Source organism: Inhella proteolytica (genome assembly GCF_016093275.1).
In the GTDB taxonomy this organism is placed as follows: domain Bacteria; phylum Pseudomonadota; class Gammaproteobacteria; order Burkholderiales; family Burkholderiaceae_C; genus Inhella; species Inhella proteolytica.
In genome coordinates this window covers 147474-170291 of the sequence record NZ_JAEDAK010000001.1, presented here as the reverse complement: position 1 = coordinate 170291, position 22818 = coordinate 147474, and the positions used below count along the sequence as shown (strand labels likewise).

The following is a 22818-nucleotide window of genomic DNA, read 5'->3' as shown; positions in this document are numbered from 1 at the left end:
CTGCGCGGCGGCCGCCAGGGCCCGCGCAGTGACCTTGGGCACAGAGGACGAATCCGGGGGCGCAGCCGACCCCTGGCTTTCCATAATCGCCGCCACTTCAGCACTCTGACCCGGCGCGCCGTCGGGACTGCAGATGAACCCCATGGCTCGCCTCCGGGCCGGCAGTTCCGCCGGCTCTCCCCTCCGCCTTTCCCTGCTCGCACTGGCTGCCGGCCTGGCCCTGAGCGGCTGTGCCACGCCGGCTGACCCGGCCGGCCAGGCCAAGCCCGCTGCGGCGCCCGCCGCGGCTGCCAAGCCCGCAGCAGCTGCCTCGGCCAGCGCGGGCGCAGCGCCGGCAGCACCCGCTGCCCCGGCAGCGCGCCCACCAGGGCAGCCCCAACCCTTTGCCGCCGTCATCAAAGACGCGCAGCGCTTCGAGGGCCTGTTCACCGTGTACCAAAAGGACGACAAGGTCTGGATCGAGCTCGCGCCCGAGGACCTGAACAAGTCCTTCCTGTTCTCGCCCAAGTTCTCGCGCGGCATCGGTGAAAAGATGCTCTACGGCGGCCTGATGACCGGCACCTGGGGCCCGCAGCTCGGCAATGCGCAGCTGGCGCAGTTCCGCCGCGTGCACAACCAGGTGCAGCTGGTGGCGCTGAACACCGAGTTCACCGCCAAGACGGGCACGCCGAACGCCCGCGGCATCGAGCGCAGCTACTCGCCCAGCCTGCTGGGCAGCGTGGCGGTGGCCTCGCAGCCGCACCCGGAGCGCAAGTCCATCCTCATCGAGGCCAACAACCTCTTTCTGGCCGATACCCTGGGCCTGGGTGTGGCGCTGAACCGGGCCTTCCGGCAGAACTACGCGCTGGACCGGGGCAACACCAGCTTCGTCTCGGTCCGCGCCAGTTCCGAGGGCGTGTTCATCGACACCCAGCAGCACTTCGCCACCGCCACCCTGGCGGCGGCCCAGCCGCCCACGCCCGGGGCGCCGCCCTCCCCCCTGCCGCAACCCAGCACCCCGCGCGCCGTGCCCGACGCCCGCAGCCTCTTCATGGGCGTGCACTACACGCTGATGAAGCTGCCCGAGGCCCCCATGCAGGCGCGCAGCACCGATGCCCGGCTCGGCCACTTCCGCACCCTGCGCTTTGATTTCAGCGACGACCTGGCCCGCACGCCGGCCCAGCGCCTGCTGCAGCGCTGGCGCCTGGAGAAAAAGGACCCGGCGGCCGCGGTGTCGGAACCGGTCAAGCCCATCACCTTCTGGATCGACCGCAATGTGCCGCACGAGTACCGCGAGGCCATGACGGCCGGGGTGCTGGAGTGGAACAAGGCCTTCGAGCGCGCCGGCTTCAAAAACGCCGTGGTGGTGAAGGTGCAAGGCGAGCAGGACAGCTTCGACACCCTGGACGGCAACGTCGCCTCGCTGCGCTGGATGAACAACATCGAGCCCAGCTTCGGCGCCATCGGCCCCAGCCATGTGGACCCGCGCAGCGGCGAGATCCTGGATGCCGACATCGGCTTCGAGGGCCTTTCGTCGCGCAATCTGCGCGCCCTGCGCGCCCAGGTGCTCCCGAACACCAGTCCGGCCGAATGGGGCGAGCTGCTGCAGGCGCGTGATGCGCAGCGCGAAGGCCTGCTCGGCACCCCCCCCGCCGCACACACCCACACCGAGGCCTGCCAGTACGGCGCTCATGCCACCGAGCAGCTGGGCCTGGCACTGGACGTGCTGGCCAGCCGCGGCGAGCTGGACCCGGACGGCCCCGAGGCCCGCGCCTTCGTGATGGAGTACGTCAAGGACGTGACCATGCACGAGGTGGGCCACACCCTGGGCCTGCGCCACAACTTCCGCTCCTCGCAGGTCTATACCGACGCCCAGCTCTCCAAGCTCGACTTCACCACCGCCACCGGCCTGGCCGGCTCGGTGATGGAGTACGCGCCCATCAACCTGCCTGCCCCCGGGCAGCCGCGCGGCACCTACTTCCAAAGCACGCTCGGACCCTACGACTACTGGGTCATCGAATACGCCTACAAGCCCCTCCCGAGGGAGCACGAAGCCGCCGAGCTGCAGAAGATTGCCGCGCGCAGCGCCGAGCCCCAGCTGGCCTACGGCACCGATGAAGACAACTTCCTGGGCATCGACCCCGACAGCCTGCACTTCGATCTGGGCAAGGACCCGGTGGCCTTTGCCAGGAAGCGCATCGAGATCGCGCGCGACCTGATCGCCAAGCAGGAAACCCGCAGCCTCAAGCCCAGCGAGGACTACGCGGTGCTGCGCCGTGCCGTGAGCTACGGCGTGCGCGACGTCGCCCGCGCCGCCGGCGTGCTGGCCCGCCAGATTGGCGGCCTGCGCACCCTGCGCGACTTCCCCGGCAGCGGGCGCGACCCGATGCAGCCGGTGGAGGCCAAGCGCCAGCGCGAGGCACTCGACCTGATCGGCAAGGGCCTGCTGGCTGCCGACGCCTTCACGCTGTCCCCCGCGCTGCAGCGCCGCCTTGCACCGGACTACCTGGAGCGCGGCGACGCCTTGAGCAGCGGCATGCCGGTGAGCACCGACTTCAGCCTCAGCGGCATGGTGCTGGACCTGCAACGCGCCTTGCTCGCCCAGCTCATGAGCGACGGCGTGGCCGCCCGCATCCTCGACAGCGAGGGCAAGTTCGAGAAGAGGGCCGAGGCCTTCCGGCTCTCGGAGCTCTACCAGCGCCTGAGCCAGGACGTGTGGAGCGAGCTGGGCGCCGGCAGCGACATCCCGCTGGCGCGCCGTGAGCTGCAACGCGAACACGCCAACCGCCTGGCCAGCACCTTGCTGCGCCCCGCCGCCGGCTCGCGGGCCGATGCGCGCAGCCTGGTCCGCGCCGAGGCCCGCGCCCTGCTCACCCGCGTGAAGGCCAGCCCGCGTGCCGCCCTCAGCGCCGAAGCCCGCGCCCACCTCGACGACGTGGCCGAAACCCTGGAACTCGCCCTGCAGGCCAAGCTGCAGCGCACCGGTCTGTGATGGAGATTCCCATGAAGAAGCACACCCTTTCCGCCTTCTCGCTCGCGGTCCTGAGCCTGGCGCTGACGACCGCCGCCTCCGCGCAGACCCCGCCCGCCAACGCGGCACCCGGCGCACCCAGCGCCCCCGCCGCAGCCCCGGCCGGCGCAGGGGCGCCGCAGCCCTTTGCTGCGCTCACCAAGGACGCCAAGCGCATCGACGGCCTGCTCACGCTCTGGCAGAAGGACGACAAGGTCTGGATCGAGCTCGCGCCCTCCGACCTGAACAAGCCGATGCTGCTCTCTCCCAAGATCAGCCGCGGCATCGGCGAAAACAGCCTGTTTGCCGGCCTGATGGCCTCGCGCTGGGGCAGCGGCGTGGGCAAGCAGCAGCTGGTCCACTTCCGCCGCGTGCACAACCAGGTGCAGCTGGTGGCGCAGAACACCCTGGTGCGGGCCGACGCCGGCACGCCCAATGCCCGCGCGGTAGAGGCCAGCTACTCGCCCAGCCTGCTGGGCAGCGTGCCGGTGGTCTCGCAGCCGCACCCCGAACGCAAGTCGGTGCTGATCGAGGCCAACAGCATCTTCCTGAACGACCTTCAGGGCCTGGGCATGAACCTGGGCCGCATCTACCGCCAGAACTACGCGCTGGACCGTGGCAACTCCAGCATCGTGGCCGCACGCGCCCATGCCGAGGGCGTGATGCTGGAAGTGAGCCAGCACTTCGCCGCCGCCACCCTGGCCGCGCCCCAGCCCACGCCGCCGGGCATGCCCACCGGCCCGCAGCCCAGCACCCCGGGCACGCTGCCGGACGCGCGCAGCCTCTTCATGGGCATCCACTACACGCTGATGAAGCTGCCCGACACCCCTGCGGCGGTGCGCAAGGCCGACCCGCGCGTGGGCTACTTCCAGACCTCGGTGGACGACTTCAGCAACGACCTGGCGCGCACGCCGCGCCAGCGCATGGTCAACCGCTGGCGCCTGGAGAAGAAGGACCCTTCGGCCGCGCTGTCCGAGCCGGTCAAGCCCATCACCTTCTGGGTGGACAAGAACGTGCCGCTGGAATACCGCGACACCCTGATCGAGGGCATCCTGGAGTGGAACAAGGCCTTCGAGCGCATCGGCTTCAAGAACGCCGTGGTGGCCAAGATCCAGCCCGATGACGCGAACTTCGACACCCTGGACGGCAACGTCGCCTCAGTGCGCTGGATGGTCAACATCGACCCCAGCTTCGGCGCTATCGGCCCCAGCCATGTGGACCCGCGCACCGGCGAGATCCTCGACGCCGACATCGCCTTTGAAGGTCTGTCCTCGCGCAACCAGCGCTGGTTCCGCTCGGCCACCCTGCAGGGTGTGGCCGACTGGGCCCAACTGCTGCAGGCACACGACGCCCTGCGCGAAGGCCTGGTGGGTGCCCCGCAAGACGCGGCCGTCCATGTGCATGGCGAGGCCTGCGAGCACGCCGACCGGGCGATGGAACAGCTGCACTACGGCCTGGAGGTGCTGGCCTCGCGCGGCGACATCCAGCCCGACGGCCCCGAGGCCAAGCAGTTCGTGCTGAACGTGCTGCGCGGCGTGGCCATGCACGAGGTGGGCCACACCCTGGGCCTGCGCCACAACTTCCGCTCCTCGCGTGCCTACACCTGGGCGCAGATCAACGACCCCGCCTTCACCGCCGCCAACGGCATCTCCGGCTCGGTGATGGAGTACCCCGGCACCCACCTGCCCGCCCCGGGCCAGCCCCTGCTGGCCCACCACGGGCGCGTGCGGCCCGCCCTGGGCCCGTACGATTACTGGGCCATCGAGTACGGCTACAAGCCGCTGAGCAAAGACGAAGAGGCGGAAGGCCTGCAGCGCATTGCCGCCCGCAGTGCCGAGAAGTGGCTGGCCTATGGCACCGACGAGGACTTCGCGCTGGGCATCGACCCCGAGACCCTCTCTGACGACCTGGGTGACGACCCGGTCGCCTTCGCCCGCACGCGGGTGGAGATCGCCCGCGACATGATCGCCAAGCAGGAGAAGCGCCAGCTCAAGCCCACTGAGGACTACGCCGTGCTGCGCCGCACGCTGAACTTCGTGGCCGGTGATCTGGGGCGCGCGGCCGGCGTGCTGGTGCGCCAGATCGGCGGCGTGAAGACCCTGCGCGACTTCCCGGGCTCCGGCCGCGACCCGCTGCAACCCAACCCCGCGCCGGTGCAGCGCGAGGCCCTGGACGTGCTGGGCAAGCACTTCTTCTCCGCCGGGGCCTACGCCCTGAGCCCGGCGCTGGAGCGCCGCCTGGCGCCGGACTTCGAGGAACGCACCGATGCAGTCTTCGCCGGCACCCGCGTGCCGGCCACCGAGTACTCCTTCTCCGGCCAGATGGTGGACCTGCAGAAGGCCATGCTGGCCCAGCTGCTGAGCGACGGCGTGGCGGGGCGCATCTTGGACAGCGAGGCCAAGCTAGCCAAGGGCGAGGCCTTCCGCCTCTCGGAGCTCTACCGCCGCCTGGGCCAGGACATCTGGAGCGAGCTGACGGCCGGCACGGACATCTCGCGCGGGCGCCGCGAGCTGCAGCGCGAGCACGCCAACCGCCTGGCCGCCGCCCTGCTGCGCCCCAGCCCCACGGCACGCGCCGACACGCGCAGCCTGCTGCGCGCCGAGGCCAAGACCCTGCTGGCCCGCGTGCAGGCCGGTGCGGGCAAGCCGGCACTCTCGGTCGAGGCACGCGCCCATCTGCAGGACGTGGCCGAAACCCTGGACCTGGCCCTGCAGGCCAAGCTGCAGCGCAGCGCGGTCTGAGTTCCCGCCAAGAAGGCAAACGGCCCTGCGTTGCAGGGCCGTTTTGTTTCAGCCGATCAGATTGCTCAGCGTCAGCAGCGCCAGCAGCAGCATCCAGAGCACCACCGAACGCCAGACCAGGCGCACGACGGACTGCAGGTGGCTGCTTTGCGGCGGTTCACCGGGGGTGGAGCCATCGGCTGCGGTGGCATCCTGTGCGGCGCCGGCGGCGAAGGTCTTGCTGCGGTCCGGCGTCACGCCCGGCGCGGCCGCGCCGCCCAGCTGCACGCCCACCGCACCGGCCGCAGCTGCCAGGATGATCCCCTCGTTCGGGTGCAGCCACAGCCCGGCGTCGCGGCGCCAGCCGTTCACCGCTTCTTCGAAATTGCCCACGATGGCAAAGCCCGTCGCGGTCAGGCGCGCCGGCAGGTGGTCGATCCACTCAAAGCACTGGCGCGAACGCTCGCGCAGGCCCTCGTGGGTATGGGTGTCGAGCGCCTGGTTGCGGAAGGCCCAGTAGCGGCTGGCGAACTCGGCCAGGCGGTACAGCACCGCGCCGGCCGGGCCCAGGCCCAGGGCCGAACACAGCACGAACCAGAAGAAGACGCCGAACACATGGCGGTGCGCGGCCAGCAGCGAGTGCTCGATCACATGGCGCAGCAGCTCCGCGCGCGGCAGCTCGCTCGCATCCAGGTGCTGCCACTGCGCCAGCAGGTTGCGCGCCTCCTGCTCGTCGCCGCGCTCCAGCGCCAGGCGGATGTCGGTGAAGTAGTGGCTGAACTGGCGGAAGCCCAGCGTCAGGTACAGCACCACCACATCGAAACCCAAGGCCAGGAAGAGCGAGTAGTGGCGCAGCAGCAGGTAGACGCCCAGCACCAGCAGGCTGGGGGCCAGCACGGTCACCAGCCACACCACCCAGGCGTGGTGCTCGCGCCCCGCATCGAAATTGCGCCCGCTCCAACGCGCCCAGCCGATCACCCCTTGGTGCACCGCATTCCCATGCGGCAGGGGCTTCAGCTGCTCACACAACAAGGCCAGCAGCACTGCAAAAAAGCTCATGGCGCGGCATGTTAGCCGCGCCCTTCAGCGCCCCTGCCGAAGCTGGTGGTAGAGGTTGCGCAGCATGGCCGCCGTGGCGCCCCAGATGAAGTACTCGCGCCCCTCGTGCCACCAGGGCATGGAGAGGAATTCGCGGTCGACTCCGGGCAGGCGCACACGGTGGCGCTGGTGCCGCGCCGGATCCATCAGGAAGCCCAGCGGCACCTCGAAGGCCTCCGCCACCTCGCCTTCGTCCAGGCGCAGCACGAAGTCCGGGCGCAGCAGGGCCACGCAGGGCTGCACCTCGTAGGCCGTCACGGTCTGGTAGCGCGGCAACTGGCCGATCGGCTCGACCCACTCGGCGGCCAGGCCAATCTCCTCCTCGGCCTCGCGCAGGGCCGTGGCCCAGGCGTCAGCGTCGCTTTCCTCCACCCGGCCACCGGGAAAGCTGATCTGGCCCGCGTGGTCGCGCAGATGCTCGGTGCGGCGCGTCAGCAGCACCTGCACGCCGCTCTCGCGCATCACCAGGGGCACCAGCACGGCAGCGGCCCGCGGCTCCCGGCCGGCAAAGCGGCCACCGTCCCCGGGTCGCTCGGGCGGGCTCAACGGTACCTCGGCAAAGTGCTGACGCAGCGCCGCCGGCTGCAACCAGTCCGGTGGCAGCACCGGCAGGTGTTCATCCACCTGACTGACCGGTACCTCACGCGGATCAAAACCTGCCCCACTCATGGCCCGCAGCATAGGGCGCAGCCACCAGGGCCGTAGTTCCGGAAAGGCTGCCGGCAGGCTGCCTTTCCGGGAGCGAGACCAAAGGCCTCGCACAAACGACAAAGCCGCCCGGAGGCGGCTTTGCTTCAAGGGCTGATCCACGCGGGACCGGCACTGCTGGATCAGGCCAGCTTTTGGCTGCGCCGAAAACTCGCTTAAGCGAGTTTTTCCTTGATACGAGCGCTCTTGCCCGAACGGCTGCGCAGGTAGTACAGCTTGGCGCGGCGCACATCACCACGGCGCTTGACTTCGATCGAGGCGATCAGCGGGCTGTACAGCTGGAACGTGCGCTCGACACCTTCGCCGCTGGACATCTTGCGGACGATGAAGCTGCTGTTCAGGCCGCGATTGCGCTTGGCAATCACCACGCCTTCGTAAGCCTGCACACGCTTGCGGGTGCCTTCCACCACATTCACGCTGACGATCACGGTGTCGCCGGGCATGAACGAGGGGATCGTCTTGTTCAGACGGGCGATTTCTTCTTGCTCAAGGGTTTGGATCAGGTCCACAGGGTTCTCCTAAGGATCGTGCGGGGACGCTTGTTGTTCGTGGGCGCCAAGTTCAAGACGCGCACCTCTGTCCCGCAGAGGATCGACGAAAAGCCGGCGATTATAGACAGGTTTTTCCGTCCGGCCCGGGGGCACCGGCCGACCAGGCGCTCAGCAGGGCCTCGTCCTTGCGGCTCAGACGGCCATCGGCCCGCGCGGCGGCAATCAAATCGGGCCGGCGCGTCAGCGTCAGCCACAGCGAGCGCTCGCGCCGCCAGGCACGAATTTGCTCGTGGTGGCCGCTGAGCAGCACCGGCGGCACGGCGTCGGCGCCCAGCTGCTCGGGGCGGCTGTAGTGCGGGCAGTCCAGCAGGCCGTCGGAAAAGCTGTCCTGCTCATGCGAGGCGGCATCACCCAGCACGCCGGGCTGCAGACGCGTCACGGCATCCAGCAAGGCCAGCGCCGGCAACTCGCCGCCCGAGAGCACGAAGTCACCCAGGCTCAGCTCCAGATCGACATGGCGGTCGATGAAGCGCTGGTCGATGCCCTCGTAGCGCCCACACACCAGCACCGCGCCCTGTCCGTGAGCGAGTTCCTGCACGAGGGCCTGATCCATGCGCCGGCCGGCCGGGCTGAAGTGGATCACCGGGCCCGGCTGCGCGCGCGCACTCTGCGCCGCTGCCAGCGCGCGCTCCAGCGGCTCCACCAGCATCACCATGCCGGGGCCGCCGCCGTAGCAGCGGTCGTCCACGCGCCGGTAGTTATCCTCGGTGTAGTCGCGCGGGTTCCAGCACTGCACCTGCACCTGACCCGAGGCATAGGCCCGGCGGGTGATGCCCTGCGTCAGAAAGGGCGCCACCAACTCCGGGAACAGGGTCAGCAGGTCAAAGCGCATGGCCTGGTTCAGGCCTCGGATTCCCAGTCGGGCGACCAGTCCACCTTGATCTGCTTGGCAGCCAGATCGACGTCCAGCACATAGGCGCCGACGAAGGGGATCAGGCGCTCCTGCTTGGGGCTGGGCTGCTCGATCCCAGGAGGCGCGATGCGGAACACGCAATGTGGGCCGGTATCGATCAGATCAATCACCTTCCCCAGATCCTGGCCCTGGGTATTGACGACCTGCAGGCCGATCAGATCGATCCAGTAGTACTCGCCATCCGGCGTCTTCGGGAACACAGCGCGCGGCACGCTGAGCAGGCCACCGCGCAGGCGCTCGGCCTCGTCACGGCCGTCCACTCCCTCAACCTGGGCCACCAAGCCCTCGCCGTGGTCGCGCAGCGCCAGCACCTTCAGGGCCTGCCGCGTCGGCAGGCCGGGGCGCTCCAGGTGCAGCCACCAGGTCGTGCTGGCCGCCAAGGCGGACGCATCAAAGGAAAAGGGCTGGACCTTGATCCAGCCCTTCACGCCGAAGGCACCGAGGATGCGGCCGACTTCGACCGCGTCCTCAGGCCAAGCTTGCGCTTGGTCCACGCCTCAGCTTAGGCAGCGGCCGGGGCCACAGCGGCCTTCTGGGCCTGCTTGACCAGACGCTCGACCACGGGCGACAGCTGGGCGCCAACGCCGGCCCAGTAGCTCACGCGGTCCAGGGCCAGACGCAGGGTCTCGGCCTGGCCCGAGGCCACCGGGTTGTAGAAGCCGACGCGCTCGATGAAGCGGCCGTCACGGCGCTCCTGCTTGGGGGCGACGACGATGTTGTAGAACGGGCGCTTCTTGGAGCCACCGCGAGCAAGACGGATCACGACCATGGGAATTCCTTCGGTTCAATCAGTTGTAGGTTCCACCGCTCCGAGGGACACGTCAGGGGCGTTTGAACCGGACGGCGGGCAGCTGCTCAGCAGCCACTCCACCAAGTGTTCGCACTGTAGATACGCCACCCGTTCCCAGGTGACCAGCGCGAAAAGCCTGCGATTATAAACTTTTGCGTTCAGTCAACCAGCCCTGAGGAAGCCAGCGTGGCCCCTGCCCTGTCCGGCCTGTCCGGCCTGTCCGGTGTGTGCGTGAGATCCAGCACGGAAGCGGATCTCGAAACCATCACCGCCATCTATGCCCATGCCGTGCTGCACGGCACCGGCACCTTCGAACTTGAGCCCCCCGAGGCTTCGGAAATGGCGCGCCGCCGTGCCGAGGTGCTGGAGCGCGGCCTGCCCTTCCTGGTGGCCGAACAGCAGGGGCGCATTCTCGGCTATGCCTACGGCAACTACTTTCGGCCGCGGCTGGCCTACCGCTATTGCATCGAGGACTCGATCTACCTGGCGCCCGAGGCCCAGGGCCAGGGCGTCGGCCGCCTGCTGCTGGCCGAGCTGATCGCGCGCTGCACCCAGGCGGGTGCGCGGCAAATGCTGGCGGTGATCGGCGACAGCGCCAACGCCGGCTCGATCGGCCTGCACCGCGCGCTGGGCTTTGCCGACGCCGGCATCCTCAAGGCCTCCGGCTGGAAGTTCGGCCGCTGGCTGGACGTGGTGCTGATGCAGCGCGAACTGGGCCCGGGCGCCGGGAGTCCGGCGCCATGAGCATCAAGCACAAGGGGGTGGCCGCCTGGCTGGCCTTGCTGCTGGGCAGCCTGGGTGTGCATCGCGCCTATCTTTATGGCCTGCGGGACCGCTGGCTGTGGCTGCATCCTCTGCCCACGCTGATCGGTTTGGCGGGCCTGAATCGCTTCCAGTCCATCGGCCAGCACGACGCCATGGCCGCCTGGACCCTGCCCCTGCTGGGGCTGATGCTGGCGCAGGGCGCGCTCTGCGCCATCGTCTACGGCCTGTGCAGCGACGAGCGCTGGAACGCCCGCCACAACCCTGAACAGCCGGCCGCACCGACTCGCTGGCTGCCGGTGCTGGCCGCCGTGGCGGCCCTGCTGCTGGGCGGCACGGCGCTGATGGCCACCATCGCCTTCAGCGCCCAGCGCTACTTCGAGCTCAGCGCGGAGGCTGCTGGCGGGTGAGCGGCTCGAAGGCGCCCAGGCACTCGATGCCCTGCCCGGCCACGGCCGGCAGGTAGGCCTGCAGGGCGCCCAGCCCGGGCAGCGCCAGCTCGGGCGCCAGCTCCAGCAGCGGCAGCAGCACGAAGGCGCGCTCGTGCAGACGGGGGTGCGGCAGCTGCAGGCGCGTACCCATGCGCTGCTCGCTGCCCAAGGCCAGCAAGTCCAGGTCCAGCGTGCGGGGAGCGTTTCGGTAAGGGCGCTCCCGCCCCTGCTGCTGCTCAAGCGCCAGCAGGCGCTCCAGCAGCGCCTCCGGCGGCTCGGGGGTGTCGAGCGCCACCACGGCGTTGAAGAAGTCCGGCCCCTGGGCCTCGAAGGGTGCGCTGCGGTAGAGAGACGACACGCGCGCAGGCCCCAGCTGCTGCAGCGCCTGCCAGGCCCAGCCCAGGGTGGCGGGCGCGTCGCCCAGATTGGCGCCCAGGCCGATGAAAGCCGTGCCGCTCACTCCGCGGCGGCGGGCGCGTCGCCGTCGCTGCGCGCGCCCGGCTTGCGGCGCCGGCGGCGACGCTTCTTGGCGGGGGCGTCGATCAGCGGCTCGGGGCTTTCGGCATCCGGCTTGGCGGCGCGCGGGTTGCGACGCTCCTGCTGGCGCGCATCCTCGATCAGCGCGCGGCGCTCCTCCTCGTCGCCCAGCGCGAAGTCCTCCCACCAGTCGGCCAGCGCGGCATCGGCATCGCCCACATCGGCGCGCAGGCGCAGGAAGTCGAAGCCGGCGCGGTAGCGCGGCTGCTCCACCAGGCTGTAGGGGCCGGAGCCGCCGCGGCGCTCGAAGCGCGGCTGCATCAGCCAGATCTCGCGCATGTCGGCGGCCAGCTTGCCGCGACCGGAGATGTCGCCCACGCGGGCATCGAACACCTGATCGATGGCCTGCTGCAGGGCCGGCACCGGCGGCTCGCCCGCGGTGCGCAGGGCCTGCCAGCGCTGCTTGACCTCGTGCCACAGCAGACAGGCCAGCAGGAAGCTCGGCGCCACGCTGCGGCCGTCGGCCACGCGGGCATCGGTGTCCTGCAGGGCCTGGCGCACGAACTCACCACGCGGCCCCTCGGGCAGGCTGCCATCGGGGTTCAGCACCGCATCCAGGATGGGGAACACGCCGCGGCCCAGGCCCTGCAGGCGCAGCTGCTCCAGGCTGGCCAAGCCATGGCCGGTCTGCAGCAGCTTGACCATCTCGTCGAACAGGCGCGAGGCCGGCACATTGGGCAGCAGGGCGGCCATGGCGCGCAGCGGGGCCTTCGAGGCCGGCTCCACCGTGAAGCCCAGCTTGGCAGCGAAGCGGATGGCGCGCAGGATGCGCACCGGGTCTTCGCGGTAGCGCGTCTCCGGGTCACCAATCATGCGCAGCTGCTGGGCGCGCAGGTCTTTGAGGCCGCCGTGGTAGTCCACCAGCAGCTCGGTCTGCGGCTGGTAGTACATGGCATTGACGGTGAAATCGCGCCGCGCGGCATCCTCGACCTGGGGGCCCCAGACGTTGTCGCGCAGCACCCGGCCCTCGGCGTCCACCACATGGGACTTGCCCGCCAGTTCGTGCTTGCTGCTCTTCTCGTTGCCGCTGACACGTTCGGCACTGGCCTCGGCCAGCAGGGCACGGAAGGTCGAGACCTCGATGACCTCATGCTCACGGCCACGGCCGTAGACCACGTGGACGATGCGAAAGCGCCGGCCGATGATGAAGGCACGGCGGAACAGCTGCTTGACCTGCTCCGGCGTGGCATTGGTGGCCACGTCGAAGTCCTTGGGCCGGCGACCCAGCAGCAGGTCGCGCACCGCGCCGCCCACCACATAGGCCTCGAAGCCGGCCTCGGTCAGGGTCTGGACGACCTTGACGGCGCGCTCGTCGAGCAGGTTGCGGTCGATGCCGTGTTCGGCCACCGGCACCTCCACCCGCTTGCCCAGCGGCGTGGTCTTGGTGTCGTTCTTGCCGAACAGCTTGTTGATGAACTTCTTGATCATTCGAATAGCTTCAAAACAGGCCAGCCGCGCTCGCGCGCCAGAGCCTCCAGCGTGGCGCTGGGGTTGGTGGCCACCGGGTGGCTCACGGCCTCCAGCAGGGGCAGGTCATTGGTCGAGTCGCTGTAGCAGGTGGTCACGGCGAAGTCCTCGAAGCGGCGCCCTAGACCCGCCAGCCATTGCTGCACCCGGGTGATCTTGCCGCCCTGGAACGAGGGCACGCCGGCCACCGCGCCGGTGTAGCGGCCCTGGGCATCACGGGCCAGTTCGACCCCGATCAGATGCTTCAAGCCGAACGCCTGCGCAATCGGTTCGGTGACAAATACATTGGTGGCCGTGACCAGGGCCATCAGGTCGCCGGCCGCACGGTGGCGCTCGACCAGCGAGCGGGCATTGTCGTGCATGGCCGGCTCCAGCACCTCGGCCATGAAGCGCGCACGCAGGGCCAGGGCCTCCTCCAGCGGGCGGTGGCGCCAGCCCCCGGTGGTGAACTCGATGTACTCATTCAGGTTCAGCCGGCCCTCGCAGTAGTCGCGGTAGAAGCCGTCATTGCGGGCGCGCCAGCGCTCGCCATCCACCCAGCCCTGCTCGGCCAGGAACTCGCCGAAGGCATGGTCGGAATCGATCGGCAGCAGCGTGCCGTCCAGGTCAAACAGGGTCAGGTTCATTCAGCATCTGCCGCAGCAGCGGCACGGTGGGAGCGCGCTTGAGGCGCAGCGCGTACTGATCCAGGCGGTCCAGCAGCGGAATCAGGTGGGCGGGGTCGCGGGCGAAGCGCAGCAGCAGGTAGTCCAGCAGCTCGGCCGGCAGTTGCAGGCCGCGGCGCAGGCCGTCCTGCAGCAGCAACTCGCGCAGCGCACCTTCGTCGAGCGGCTGCAGCGCGAAGCTCGGGCCCCAGCCCAGACGGGTGCGCAGGTCTTCGCGCAGCGGCAGGTCCACCGCCGGGGCGCGGCTGGTGGCCACCACGGTGGCGCCCTGCCCCACCGCCTCGATGAAAAGCGCGAAGGCCTGGTGCTGCTGGGTCTCATCCAGCCGGTCGACGTCGTCGATCAGCACCAGACGCACCGTCGGCGCCAGCTCCCAGCGCCCACGCGCTTCGGCATCGAATGCGGCCACGGCCTGCCCCTGCTCGCGCCATTGGCGCGCCAGGCCATGCAGCAGATGGGTCTTGCCGCTACCCGCGCCGCCCCAGATCAGTGTGGGCGGCTCGCCCGGGCCCAGGCCTTGCAGATGCGCCAGCAGCTCGGCATTGGCGCCCACCACGAAGCGCGCCAGGCGCTGATCGGGCTCGGGGCCGAGGTCCAGCGGCAGCTGCTTCATCCGCGGTACAGGCCGCTGGCCAGGTAGCTCTGGTGGGCCCGCTTCAAGGCCACCAGCCCCACGGCGCTGAGCGGCAGGGCCACCAGGATGCCGACGAAGCCCAGCAAATGCCCGAAGGCCAGCAGCACGAAGATCACCATCAGCGGCGAGAGGCCGATGCGCTCCCCGACCAGGCGCGGCGTGAGCACAAAGCTCTCCAGCAGCTGGCCGATGCCGAACACCGCGGCCACCGCGAGCAGCCCGTACCAACTGGCGAACTGCAGGGCGGCCGCCAGCACCGTCAGCACCAGACCCAGGCCGAAACCCACATAGGGCACGAAGACCGCCAGACCGGTGAACACGCCGAGTGGCAAGGCCAGATCGAAGCCGGCGATCGCCAGCGCCACCGTGTAGTACAGCGCCAGCGCGCCCATCACCAGCAGCTGGCCCCGCAGGTAGTGGCCCAGCATCTCGTCGGCCTCGCCCATGAAGGAAGCGGCGGACTCCCGCGCACGTGGCGGCACCAGCGCCCAGACGCGCTCGCGCAGCTGCGGCCAATCCAGCAGCAGATAAAAGAGCACCACCGGTATCAGCACCAGATTCCCGATCAGCGCCAGCAGCAGCGAGCCGCCGATGCGCACCGAACCCAGCAACGCGCCGGCGATGTCGTCCGCGTTGGCGCCCAGGTGCTTGATGACGAACTCCTTGATCGCTGCCACATCCAGGCTGGCCGACAGCCCCCAGCGCTGCAGCAGCGGCGCCAGCTGCTCGTTGAGACGCGCCGCCAGCGCGGGAATCTGCGCCTTCAGCAGCGGCAGCTCCTTGGAAAGGATGGGCACGATCAGCAGCACCACCGCCAGCAGCAGCAGGATCACCACCACCTCGACCAGCACCACCGCGAGCACCCGCGGCATGCGCTTGGCCAAGCGATCGACCAGCGGATCCAGCGCATAGGCCAGCACCGCTGCCGCCACGAAGGGCGAGAGCACCGGCGCGAGCAGCCAGAGCAGCAGGATCAGCAAGGCCCCCAGGCCCAGCCAGGCCAGCACACGGCGCTGCGCTGGGGACAGCTTGAGGGGCAAGGTGCTCATCGGCGCTCCTGAAAAAGGCCGCGGATTCTAGGAAGCGCGCCGCGCCATCAACTCACGAAGATTGAGGCGCAGCATCCAGAGCAGCCCGAAGTACAGCAGGCCGGCCCCTGCCAGGCTGCCCGCCATCCAGCCGACGCGCAACCACTTGCTCATGCCGATCCAATCCAGCTGCCAGGCCAGCGCCCCCAGCAGAAGGCCCATGCCGGCCGTGGCCAGCAGCAGGCGCAGGCCAAAGCCGAGCCAACCCGGCGCGGGCTGGTAGGCGCCGGCGCGGCGCAGTCCGATCAGCAGCCAAACGGCGTTGAGGAGCGCGCCCAGACCGATGGACAGGGCCAGACCCGAGGCGCCCAGGATCGGCACCCAGACCGCATTCATCAACTGGGTGAACACCAGCACGACCACGGCAATGCGCACCGGCGTGCGGGTGTCCTGGCGGGCAAAGAAACCCGGCGCCAGGATCTTGATGGCCAGCAGGCCCAGCAGGCCGATGCCATAGCCCTGCACCGCGTGGGCGGTCTGCGCCACGTCGGCGGCGCTGAACTTGTCACCGTAGTGATAGAGCACTGCCACCAGGGGCTCGGCAAACAATCCCATGGCCAGCGCGCAGGGCAGACCCAGCAGCAGCACCAGGCGCAGACCCCAGTCGATCAGGCCCGAGAACTCCGCGCCTTGCCCATTGGTCTTGGCGGCGGACAGCAAGGGCGTCAACACCACGCCCAAGGCCACGCCAGCCAGCGCGATCGGGAACTCCATCAGGCGATCGGCCAAGCTGACCCAGGTGGCGGCGCCCGGTCCGATATGGGTGGCGATCTGCGTGTTGATGATCAGCGAGAGCTGGGCCACGCCCACGCCCAGCAGGGCCGGCGCCATCAAAGCCAGGATCTTGCGCACGCCGGCATGCACCCAGGCGGCGCGCAGGCCCGCGGGACGCAGGGCGATGCGCGGCAGCATGCCCAGGCGCTTCAGCGCCGGCAGCTGAACCCCCAGCTGCAGCAGGCCGCCCACCATCACCCCCACCGCCATGGCATAAATGCCGGGCCAGCCGCGCGCCTCCAGAGGGCCCGCCAGACCCCAGCCACAGGCGATCACCGCCACATTGAGCAGCACCGGGGTGAAGGCCGGCAGCGCAAAGCGCTTCCAGGTGTTGAGGATGCCGGCCGAAAGCGCCACCAGCGACATGCAGCCGATGTAGGGAAACATCCAGCGCGTCATGTCGATCGCGGCTAGACGGGCCTCGCCCTTCAAGCCACCGCCCATCAGCCAGACCAGCAGCGGCGCCCCCAGCACGCCCAGCACACAGACCCCCAGCAGGGCCCAGACCAACACGGTGGCCGTCGCGTCCACCAGCCGATGGGTCGCCTCGTCGCCCTGGGCGGCGCGCTCGGCCGCCAGGGCCGGTACGAAGGCCTGGGAGAAGGCCCCTTCCGCGAACAGGCGCCGCAGCATGTTCGGAATGCGGAAGGCCACGAGGAAGGCATCCGTCAGCGCATTGGCTCCGAACAGGATGGACACCATCTGCTCGCGCATCAGGCCGGTGATGCGGGAAACCAGGGTCAAGGCCGAAACGGAGCCGGCGGCGCGCAACAAATTCATTGAGGAGGCGGAAATCCGCGCGAAAAGTTTCAAATCCACCCGATGGGGCCGCGGATTATGTCTGGGCGACATGGAAAACCTGGCCTTGCCCAGAGTTCTTGCTATACTCGCGTGCTTTGCACCCTACGGATCAACCGGAAATACAGCAATGGCAACTTCGTCCAAAGCCAAGAAAAAGACCGTCCGCCTGGCCTCTGGCCGCAAGCGCGCCCGCCAGGACGTCAAGCGCAATGCCGAGAACACCGCGCTGCGCTCGCACTTCCGCACCGTCATCAAGAACGTTCAGAAGGCTGTGGTCGCCGGCGACAAGCCCAAGGCTGCCGAGCTGTTCAAGCTGGCCCAGAACGTGATCGACTCGATCGCTGACAAGGGCATCTTCCACAAGAACAAGGCTGCCCGTCACAAGAGCCGCCTGTCGGCCAAGATCAAGGCGCTCGGCGCCTGACCACACGGTCCCGACCGGGTGCAAGCAAAAAGCCCGCCTCTGGCGGGCTTTTTTGTTTTCAGCGCTCTCCTCAGCTGGCCTGCCCCACCGGCTGCAGCCATTCCGTCAGCGAGCGCGCCACCCAGTCCGGGTCGTCCAGCAGCAAATCGTGCCCAGCCTCCGGGTGGACGCGCAGTGCCGCCCCCCAGGCGCGGCTGATGGCCTGGGAAATGCGCCAGTCAAACCATTGATCGGCACGCCCCGCGAGCAGCAGCACGCGGCCATGCGGCCGACGCCGGCTGGCCTCATAACGCCACACCGCCAGGCCCTGCGCCCAGACATTGCGCAGCTTGACGGGGTGCTCATCGCGCAGGCGGCGCCACTCGCTGTCCAGACCGATGACGTCGGCACGCAAGTTCGTCGTGCTGGCAAAGAGGCGCTCGTCCAGCGCCCAGGGGGAGCGGCGCCCCATCAGCAAGGCCGCCAGCGTCGGCCACAGGCTCGGGCGCACCGCGCGCAGCAGCGGCGTGAACGGACGCAGCACCGGACTGACCAGCACCAGCGCCGCCAGATCCTGCGGATGGCGGCGCGCCCACTCGGTGGCCAGCGCCGCACCCACCGAGCTCGTCACCAGCCCGATTGGCCCCTCCAGGTTCTGCACCCGCTCACGCAAGCCGTCCACCAGTTCACCCACCTGCGAGGGACTGCGCTCCTGCCAGCGCCGGCCGGTACCCGGCAGGTCCAGCAGGCGGAGCTGGCTCGCAGGCTCCAGCCGCCGCAATTGCTGCAGCAGCATTTGCGGCGCCTCGGGCCAGCGTGCGCACTCGCGCCCGACGCCACCCAGCAGCACCCAGTTGCGCGGCAACGCGGGCGACAAGCGATCGAACCGGCTGTCCGGCGCTTCCTGGGGTACGGACAAGCTCTCGGCCATGGCAGGGGGGGGGTCAGATGGTGCTGTCGCGATCTTCCGGCAACAAACAGGCGTCCACCACATTCAGGCCGTTGTCGCGCGCGAAGCTGAGCACGAATTCCCAGGCCTTGGGCTCCACGTCCTTCAGGGCCTCATTGACGATGACGCACTTGATGCCGTTGATGACGCGCGGCACGCAATAGGGCGAGTAGCGGATGTGCGAACCCAGCGCCGCGCGGCTGCCGGGCGGCCGGAAGCAGGACATGACCCCGGCCAGACGCTCCGCCCAATCACTGGGTCGGAAAGTTCGGCCATCCAGGGTGATGCCCTGGATGAAGATTTCGCGGGGTTTGGCGCTCATGGGGCGTACTGCTGCGCGGTCGCACAAAGGGCGGGATTGTGCCTTCCCGCATCTTGTTGCTGCGGTGCAGCACCCCATAATCGGCGCCCCTCTTTTGCTTTCCCTCACAGGAGTTGCCCATGTCCGCCGCGCCGTCCCCCGTCATGCCGACCTACGGTCGCCTGCCCATCGCCCTGTCGCATGGGCTGGGCTGCCGAGTGTGGGACACCGAGGGCCGGGAGTACCTGGATGCACTCGCGGGCATCGCCGTGAACACCTTGGGCCATGGCCACCCGCGCCTGGTGCCGGCGCTGCAGGATCAGGTCGCCAAGCTGATTCACACCAGCAATTACTACCAGGCGCCGCTGCAGGAAAAGCTGGCCGCCAAGCTGGTGGAGTTGTCGGGCCTGACCAACGTGTTCTTCTGCAACTCCGGCTTGGAGGCCAACGAAGGCGCGTTGAAGATCGCGCGCAAGTTCGGCCACCAGCGCGGCTTCGACAACCCCGAAACCATGGTGTTCGAGGGCGCCTTCCATGGCCGCTCGCTGGCCACGCTGTCGGCCACGGCCAATCCCAAGATCCAGGAGGGCTTCGCACCGCTGGTGCCGGGTTTCGTGCGCGCGCCGCTGAATGATCTCGCCAAGGTCGAAGCACTGCTGGATGCGCATCCGCAGATCAGCGCCATCTTCCTGGAAACCATCCAGGGCGAAGGCGGCATCAATCCCGCCCGCATCGAGTTCCTGCAAGGCCTGCGCCGCCTGTGCGATACCCGCAACCTGCTGCTGATGCTGGACGAAGTGCAGTGCGGCATCGGCCGCACCGGCAAGTGGTTCGCGCACCAGTGGGCCGGCATCCAGCCCGATGTGATGCCCCTGGCCAAGGGCCTGGGCTCGGGCGTGCCGGTCGGCGCCATCGTCTGCGGCCCGCGCGCGGCCGGCGTGCTGACGGCCGGCAACCATGGCACCACCTTCGGCGGCAACCCGCTGGCCATGCGCGCTGGCGTCGAGACCCTGGCCATCATGGAAGCCGATGGCCTGTGCGCGCACGCTGGCGCCATGGGTGAGCGTCTGCAGGCCGCCCTCAAGGAAGGCCTCGCAGGCGTGGCCGGCGTGAAGGAGATCCGCGGCCAGGGCCTGATGCTGGGCATCGAACTGGAGCGCCCCTGCGGCGTGCTGCTCACGCGAGCACTGGAAAGCCGTCTGCTGATCTCGGTGACGGCCGAGCGCGTGGTGCGCCTGCTGCCCCCGCTGATCGCCAGCGCCGCCGAGGTGGACGACATCGCCGGCCGCCTGATTCCGCTGATCAAGACCTTCTGCGCGGAGGCGCCGCAATGATCAAGACCGCCCTGCGCCACTACCTGCAGTTCAAGGACCTGACGGCCGAGGACTACGGTTACCTTTTCCAGCGCGCCGCCATCATCAAGCGCCGATTCAAGAACTACGAGAAGTACCAGCCCCTGCAGGACCGCACGCTGGCTCTGATCTTCGAGAAGGCCAGCACGCGCACACGCGTGAGCTTCGAGGCGGGCATGTACCAGATGGGCGGTTCGGTGGTGCACCTGACCACCGGCGACAGCCAGCTCGGCCGCTCCGAACCCATCGAGGACAGCGCGCGCGTCATCAGCCGCATGGTCGACCTGGTGATGATTCGCACCTTCGAGCAGAGCAAGATCGAGCGCTTTGCCGCGCATTCGCGCGTGCCGGTCATCAACGGCTTGACCAATGAGTACCACCCCTGCCAGATCATGGCCGACCTGTTCACCCTGCTGGAAGCGCGCGGCATGGACGCGCGCGGCAATGTGGACATGGAGGCCCTGAAGGGCCGCGTGGTGGCCTGGGTGGGCGATGGCAACAACATGGCCAACACCTGGCTGCAGGCGGCCGAGCTGCTCGGTTTCACCGTGCACGTCAGCACGCCCAGCGGCTATGAGGTCAACCGCGAGGTGGCCGGCATCAGCCGCGCCGACTGCTACAAGGTCTTCGACGATCCGCTCGAAGCCTGTCGTGGCGCCGATCTGGTCACCACCGACGTCTGGACCAGCATGGGCTACGAGGCCGAGAACGAGGCCCGCCGGACCGCGTTCGCGCGCTGGTGCGTCTCCGCCGAGATGATGGCCGCGGCCAAGCCCGATGCGCTCTTCATGCACTGCCTGCCGGCGCACCGCGGCGAGGAAGTGGCGGCCGAGGTCATTGACGGACCGCAGTCCGTGGTCTGGGACGAAGCCGAGAATCGCATGCACGTGCAGAAGGCACTCATGGAGTGGCTTTTGATCGGGCGTATCGGCTGATACAACAAGGGCGCCTCAGGCGCCCTTGTGGTTTCAATAGTCGTAAGGACTCTTCTCCGCCGCCTTGGCGCGCTTCGGCTGCACCTGGGTCGCCACCTTGATGGAAGCCATGCCGTCGGCGACGGTGAGCGTTTGCGGCGGCGTCTCGACCAGTTCATCGCCGTGCCAGACGCGCAGCCGCGCCGGCCCCGCCGGCAGCTGGCTCAGCTGGGCCTTGCCGGCTTCGTCGCTGACGGCCGCCCAGGGTGAGTCGGTGATGTAGAGGTGGCCGCGCATCGAGCCGTGCAGATGACAGCCCAGCAACTGCGGCCCCGTCTGCGTGTAGCTGCGCTGGTGCGATGAGGGCGCTTGCCCGGCCTTCTGACCCGCCAGCCGGAAGGCGTAGCCCTGCGTCGGATCCAGATACACGCCACCCGGGCCGGCCAAGCCACCGCGCACATGGTGGTCCCAGCGGTCCAGATTGGAGAAGGTCACCTTGGTGCCGACCTGGGCCACGCTGACCGCAGGCACGAATTTCATCTTTTCCTGGCTGATCGTGATCTCGGCCTTGGCCGGCGGACGCGCGCCCGGCGCCGAGCTTTCCAGCACAACCACGGCATCCTTCAAGGGCTTGCCCTCGCGGTCCAGTACCCACACTTGAAGATCCGCAGCCGTGGCCGAAAGGGCCAGGGCCAGCAGGGGGGTGCTCAGCAATGCTTTCAACATGGGGCCTCCTGTGCGAGGCCCGCATGATGTCATTCCCCGCCGCGCAGCGTGGGCTGGGGCCGTGGTCGCCGCAACACTTCGAGCTTGTACGCATAGCGCTGGCGGCTCTCCAGCGTCAGCGCCTGGTCGTGCGCTTCCTTCATGTGCTTGGCCGAGAGCTCGCGCTCGCCCAGCTCGTAGTAGGTGCGTGCCAGCCAGAAATGCAGCTCGTGAAAATGCGGCACTTGGCTGAGCTCGCGCTCGAAGAACCGCCGTGCCGTCAGCCAGTCGCCACGCTTGGTGGCCGCCAGGCCGCGCTCGTAATCCGCAAAGGGGGTGCGGGGCTGCAGGCGCTGCAGCTCCGCCTCCGCGGCCTGCGCCTCGGCCTGGCGCTCCTGGGCCTTGAGCACCAGCACCAGGTTGGAGAGCGCCTGCACATTGCGCGGGTCGTGCCGCATCACGAAGCGCAGGCTGCGTTCGGCCAGCTCGTTCACACCCAGGCGCCGGTACAGCACGGCCAGGGTGTTGTAGGCGTTCAGATAACCCGGATCGGCGCGGATGGCGCCCTTGAGCAGGTGGTAAGCGTTGTCGTGGTCGCCCAGCTCCATGCGCTCAACGGCGCGGTTGTTCATGAACATCGCGACGATGGTGTCCTCGCTCAGGCTCTGCGCGCGCACCCTGGCGTCCTCGTCGACGGGAACGAAGTCGATCACCATGGTGCCGCCGCTTGAGTGACTGCTACCGATCTCCCGCACGCCCGGCGCCAGGGTCAGGTTCACATGGCCGCTGAGCAGCACGAAGTTGCTGCTGCGGCTCCAGACCTCATCGATCTGCACCGACTGATAGCCCACCCTGATGTCAAGCTCATGCGCAAAGGCGGCGGTCATCACCACCAGGGAGAGGCAGTTGCCCGCCCGTGCCTCAAAGGCTTCGGCCGCGCTGCGGGTCACGCTGGCGTCGTAGTCGAGCTGCAGATAGCCGTGGTCGCGCAGGGCCAGAAAGAGGCCGCGGCGCGGGCCGTTCAGGCGCAGGGAGCTGGCCATGTCACGCTGCAGAAAGCTGTGCATGGCCGGGCTGAGCTCGAAGACCTGCGCGCGGTCGGTGCGCAGCGTGGCAGGCCGGAAACGCGCGTCATCGAACAGCGCGATCTCAGGCGCCTGCGGGACCGTGGTGCAAGCGGCCAGCAGCAACAAGGGCAGCTGGCGGCGTGCCAGGGGCCGGGTAGTCAAGGACATCGGGCCAGCATAGGCCGCCCCCTTCGCCTTG

Annotated in this window: 23 protein-coding genes; 7 read left to right on the top strand and 16 right to left on the bottom strand. The window is 69.0% G+C overall.

The genetic code is table 11. The annotated features are described in order from the left end of the window. Positions 1 to 142 precede the first annotated feature (142 nt). Both I7X39_RS00695 and I7X39_RS00690 read left to right on the top strand, forming a co-directional pair. Positions 143 to 2971, top strand: coding sequence for a zinc-dependent metalloprotease (locus I7X39_RS00695; RefSeq protein ID WP_198109031.1), 2829 nt, complete (start codon positions 143 to 145; stop codon positions 2969 to 2971). An 11-nt stretch (positions 2972 to 2982) separates the two neighbouring features. Next, complete coding sequence (locus I7X39_RS00690; protein ID WP_232351627.1) at positions 2983 to 5730, top strand: zinc-dependent metalloprotease; 2748 nt, start codon at positions 2983 to 2985, stop codon at positions 5728 to 5730. A gap of 48 nt (positions 5731 to 5778) precedes the next feature. Here the strand turns inward: I7X39_RS00690 and I7X39_RS00685 are convergent, their stop codons facing one another. From I7X39_RS00685 to rpsP, 6 genes are all read right to left on the bottom strand, one after another. Beyond that, positions 5779 to 6768, bottom strand: coding sequence for a CobD/CbiB family protein (locus I7X39_RS00685; RefSeq protein WP_198109029.1), 990 nt, complete (start codon positions 6766 to 6768; stop codon positions 5779 to 5781). A gap of 24 nt (positions 6769 to 6792) precedes the next feature. Beyond that, complete coding sequence (locus I7X39_RS00680; protein WP_232351626.1) at positions 6793 to 7476, bottom strand: CoA pyrophosphatase; 684 nt, start codon at positions 7474 to 7476, stop codon at positions 6793 to 6795. Between the two features lie 194 nt (positions 7477 to 7670). After that, positions 7671 to 8024 (bottom strand): 50S ribosomal protein L19, encoded by a 354-nt coding sequence (rplS, locus tag I7X39_RS00675; protein WP_198109027.1) that lies wholly within the window; start codon positions 8022 to 8024, stop codon positions 7671 to 7673. Between the two features lie 100 nt (positions 8025 to 8124). Further along, complete coding sequence (gene trmD, locus I7X39_RS00670; protein WP_198109026.1) at positions 8125 to 8898, bottom strand: tRNA (guanosine(37)-N1)-methyltransferase TrmD; 774 nt, start codon at positions 8896 to 8898, stop codon at positions 8125 to 8127. Between the two features lie 8 nt (positions 8899 to 8906). Beyond that, complete coding sequence (gene rimM, locus I7X39_RS00665) at positions 8907 to 9473, bottom strand: ribosome maturation factor RimM (RefSeq protein ID WP_198109025.1); 567 nt, start codon at positions 9471 to 9473, stop codon at positions 8907 to 8909. An 8-nt stretch (positions 9474 to 9481) separates the two neighbouring features. Beyond that, a complete protein-coding gene (gene rpsP, locus I7X39_RS00660; RefSeq protein ID WP_198109024.1) occupies positions 9482 to 9748 on the bottom strand; it encodes a 30S ribosomal protein S16 in 267 nt (88 codons plus the stop codon). Positions 9749 to 9955: 207 nt separating this feature from the next. On the opposite strand from rpsP, the gene I7X39_RS00655 reads away from it, so the two are divergent. Together I7X39_RS00655 and I7X39_RS00650 are read left to right on the top strand one after the other, a co-directional pair. Next, positions 9956 to 10513 carry a GNAT family N-acetyltransferase gene (locus I7X39_RS00655; RefSeq protein WP_310739813.1) on the top strand — a complete coding sequence of 186 codons (558 nt, stop codon included), beginning with the start codon at positions 9956 to 9958 and terminating at the stop codon, positions 10511 to 10513. Then, positions 10510 to 10941: a TM2 domain-containing protein gene (locus I7X39_RS00650; protein ID WP_232351625.1), complete on the top strand. Its 432-nt coding sequence runs from the start codon at positions 10510 to 10512 to the stop codon at positions 10939 to 10941. Before I7X39_RS00655 ends, I7X39_RS00650 begins: the two co-directional genes overlap by 4 nt. Here the strand turns inward: I7X39_RS00650 and folK are convergent. From folK to murJ, 6 genes are read right to left on the bottom strand one after another with little or no spacing between them, the layout of a single operon-like run. Then, positions 10916 to 11422, bottom strand: a complete 507-nt coding sequence (folK, locus tag I7X39_RS00645; RefSeq protein ID WP_198109023.1) for a 2-amino-4-hydroxy-6-hydroxymethyldihydropteridine diphosphokinase — start codon at positions 11420 to 11422, stop codon at positions 10916 to 10918. The genes I7X39_RS00650 and folK overlap by 26 nt on opposite strands. Then, the gene (gene pcnB / locus I7X39_RS00640) at positions 11419 to 12927 is read right to left on the bottom strand and encodes a polynucleotide adenylyltransferase PcnB (RefSeq protein ID WP_198109022.1); all 1509 of its coding nucleotides are present in this window, start codon (positions 12925 to 12927) and stop codon (positions 11419 to 11421) included. Before pcnB ends, folK begins: the two co-directional genes overlap by 4 nt. Continuing rightward, on the bottom strand, positions 12924 to 13592 hold the full coding sequence (locus I7X39_RS00635; RefSeq protein WP_198109021.1) for a histidinol-phosphatase: 669 nt from the start codon (positions 13590 to 13592) through the stop codon (positions 12924 to 12926). The genes pcnB and I7X39_RS00635 overlap by 4 nt, the downstream gene beginning before the upstream one ends. Next, entirely contained in the window at positions 13573 to 14244 is a 672-nt protein-coding gene (locus tag I7X39_RS00630; protein ID WP_198109020.1) for an HdaA/DnaA family protein, read from the bottom strand. Before I7X39_RS00630 ends, I7X39_RS00635 begins: the two co-directional genes overlap by 20 nt. After that, positions 14241 to 15314, bottom strand: a complete 1074-nt coding sequence (locus I7X39_RS00625) for an AI-2E family transporter (RefSeq protein WP_198109019.1) — start codon at positions 15312 to 15314, stop codon at positions 14241 to 14243. Before I7X39_RS00625 ends, I7X39_RS00630 begins: the two co-directional genes overlap by 4 nt. Before the next feature lie 27 nt (positions 15315 to 15341). Beyond that, on the bottom strand, positions 15342 to 16907 hold the full coding sequence (gene murJ, locus I7X39_RS00620; protein WP_198109018.1) for a murein biosynthesis integral membrane protein MurJ: 1566 nt from the start codon (positions 16905 to 16907) through the stop codon (positions 15342 to 15344). 148 nt (positions 16908 to 17055) lie between these two features. Between murJ and rpsT the strand changes: the two genes are divergently transcribed. Next, entirely contained in the window at positions 17056 to 17352 is a 297-nt protein-coding gene (gene rpsT / locus I7X39_RS00615; RefSeq protein ID WP_198109389.1) for a 30S ribosomal protein S20, read from the top strand. A gap of 70 nt (positions 17353 to 17422) precedes the next feature. Here rpsT and I7X39_RS00610 read toward each other — a convergent pair whose 3' ends face one another. Together I7X39_RS00610 and I7X39_RS00605 are read right to left on the bottom strand one after the other, a co-directional pair. After that, the gene (locus I7X39_RS00610) at positions 17423 to 18262 is read right to left on the bottom strand and encodes an alpha/beta fold hydrolase (RefSeq protein ID WP_198109017.1); all 840 of its coding nucleotides are present in this window, start codon (positions 18260 to 18262) and stop codon (positions 17423 to 17425) included. 13 nt (positions 18263 to 18275) lie between these two features. Beyond that, complete coding sequence (locus I7X39_RS00605) at positions 18276 to 18602, bottom strand: DUF3579 domain-containing protein (protein WP_198109016.1); 327 nt, start codon at positions 18600 to 18602, stop codon at positions 18276 to 18278. A gap of 119 nt (positions 18603 to 18721) precedes the next feature. Between I7X39_RS00605 and I7X39_RS00600 the strand changes: the two genes are divergently transcribed. After that, a complete protein-coding gene (locus I7X39_RS00600) occupies positions 18722 to 19915 on the top strand; it encodes an aspartate aminotransferase family protein (protein ID WP_198109015.1) in 1194 nt (397 codons plus the stop codon). Next, positions 19912 to 20868 carry an ornithine carbamoyltransferase gene (argF, locus tag I7X39_RS00595; RefSeq protein ID WP_198109014.1) on the top strand — a complete coding sequence of 319 codons (957 nt, stop codon included), beginning with the start codon at positions 19912 to 19914 and terminating at the stop codon, positions 20866 to 20868. Before I7X39_RS00600 ends, argF begins: the two co-directional genes overlap by 4 nt. A gap of 33 nt (positions 20869 to 20901) precedes the next feature. On the opposite strand, the gene I7X39_RS00590 is transcribed toward argF, so the two are convergent. Together I7X39_RS00590 and I7X39_RS00585 are read right to left on the bottom strand one after the other, a co-directional pair. After that, positions 20902 to 21573 carry a cupredoxin domain-containing protein gene (locus I7X39_RS00590; protein ID WP_198109013.1) on the bottom strand — a complete coding sequence of 224 codons (672 nt, stop codon included), beginning with the start codon at positions 21571 to 21573 and terminating at the stop codon, positions 20902 to 20904. A gap of 29 nt (positions 21574 to 21602) precedes the next feature. Then, on the bottom strand, positions 21603 to 22787 hold the full coding sequence (locus tag I7X39_RS00585; protein ID WP_198109012.1) for a tetratricopeptide repeat protein: 1185 nt from the start codon (positions 22785 to 22787) through the stop codon (positions 21603 to 21605). Positions 22788 to 22818 lie beyond the last annotated feature (31 nt).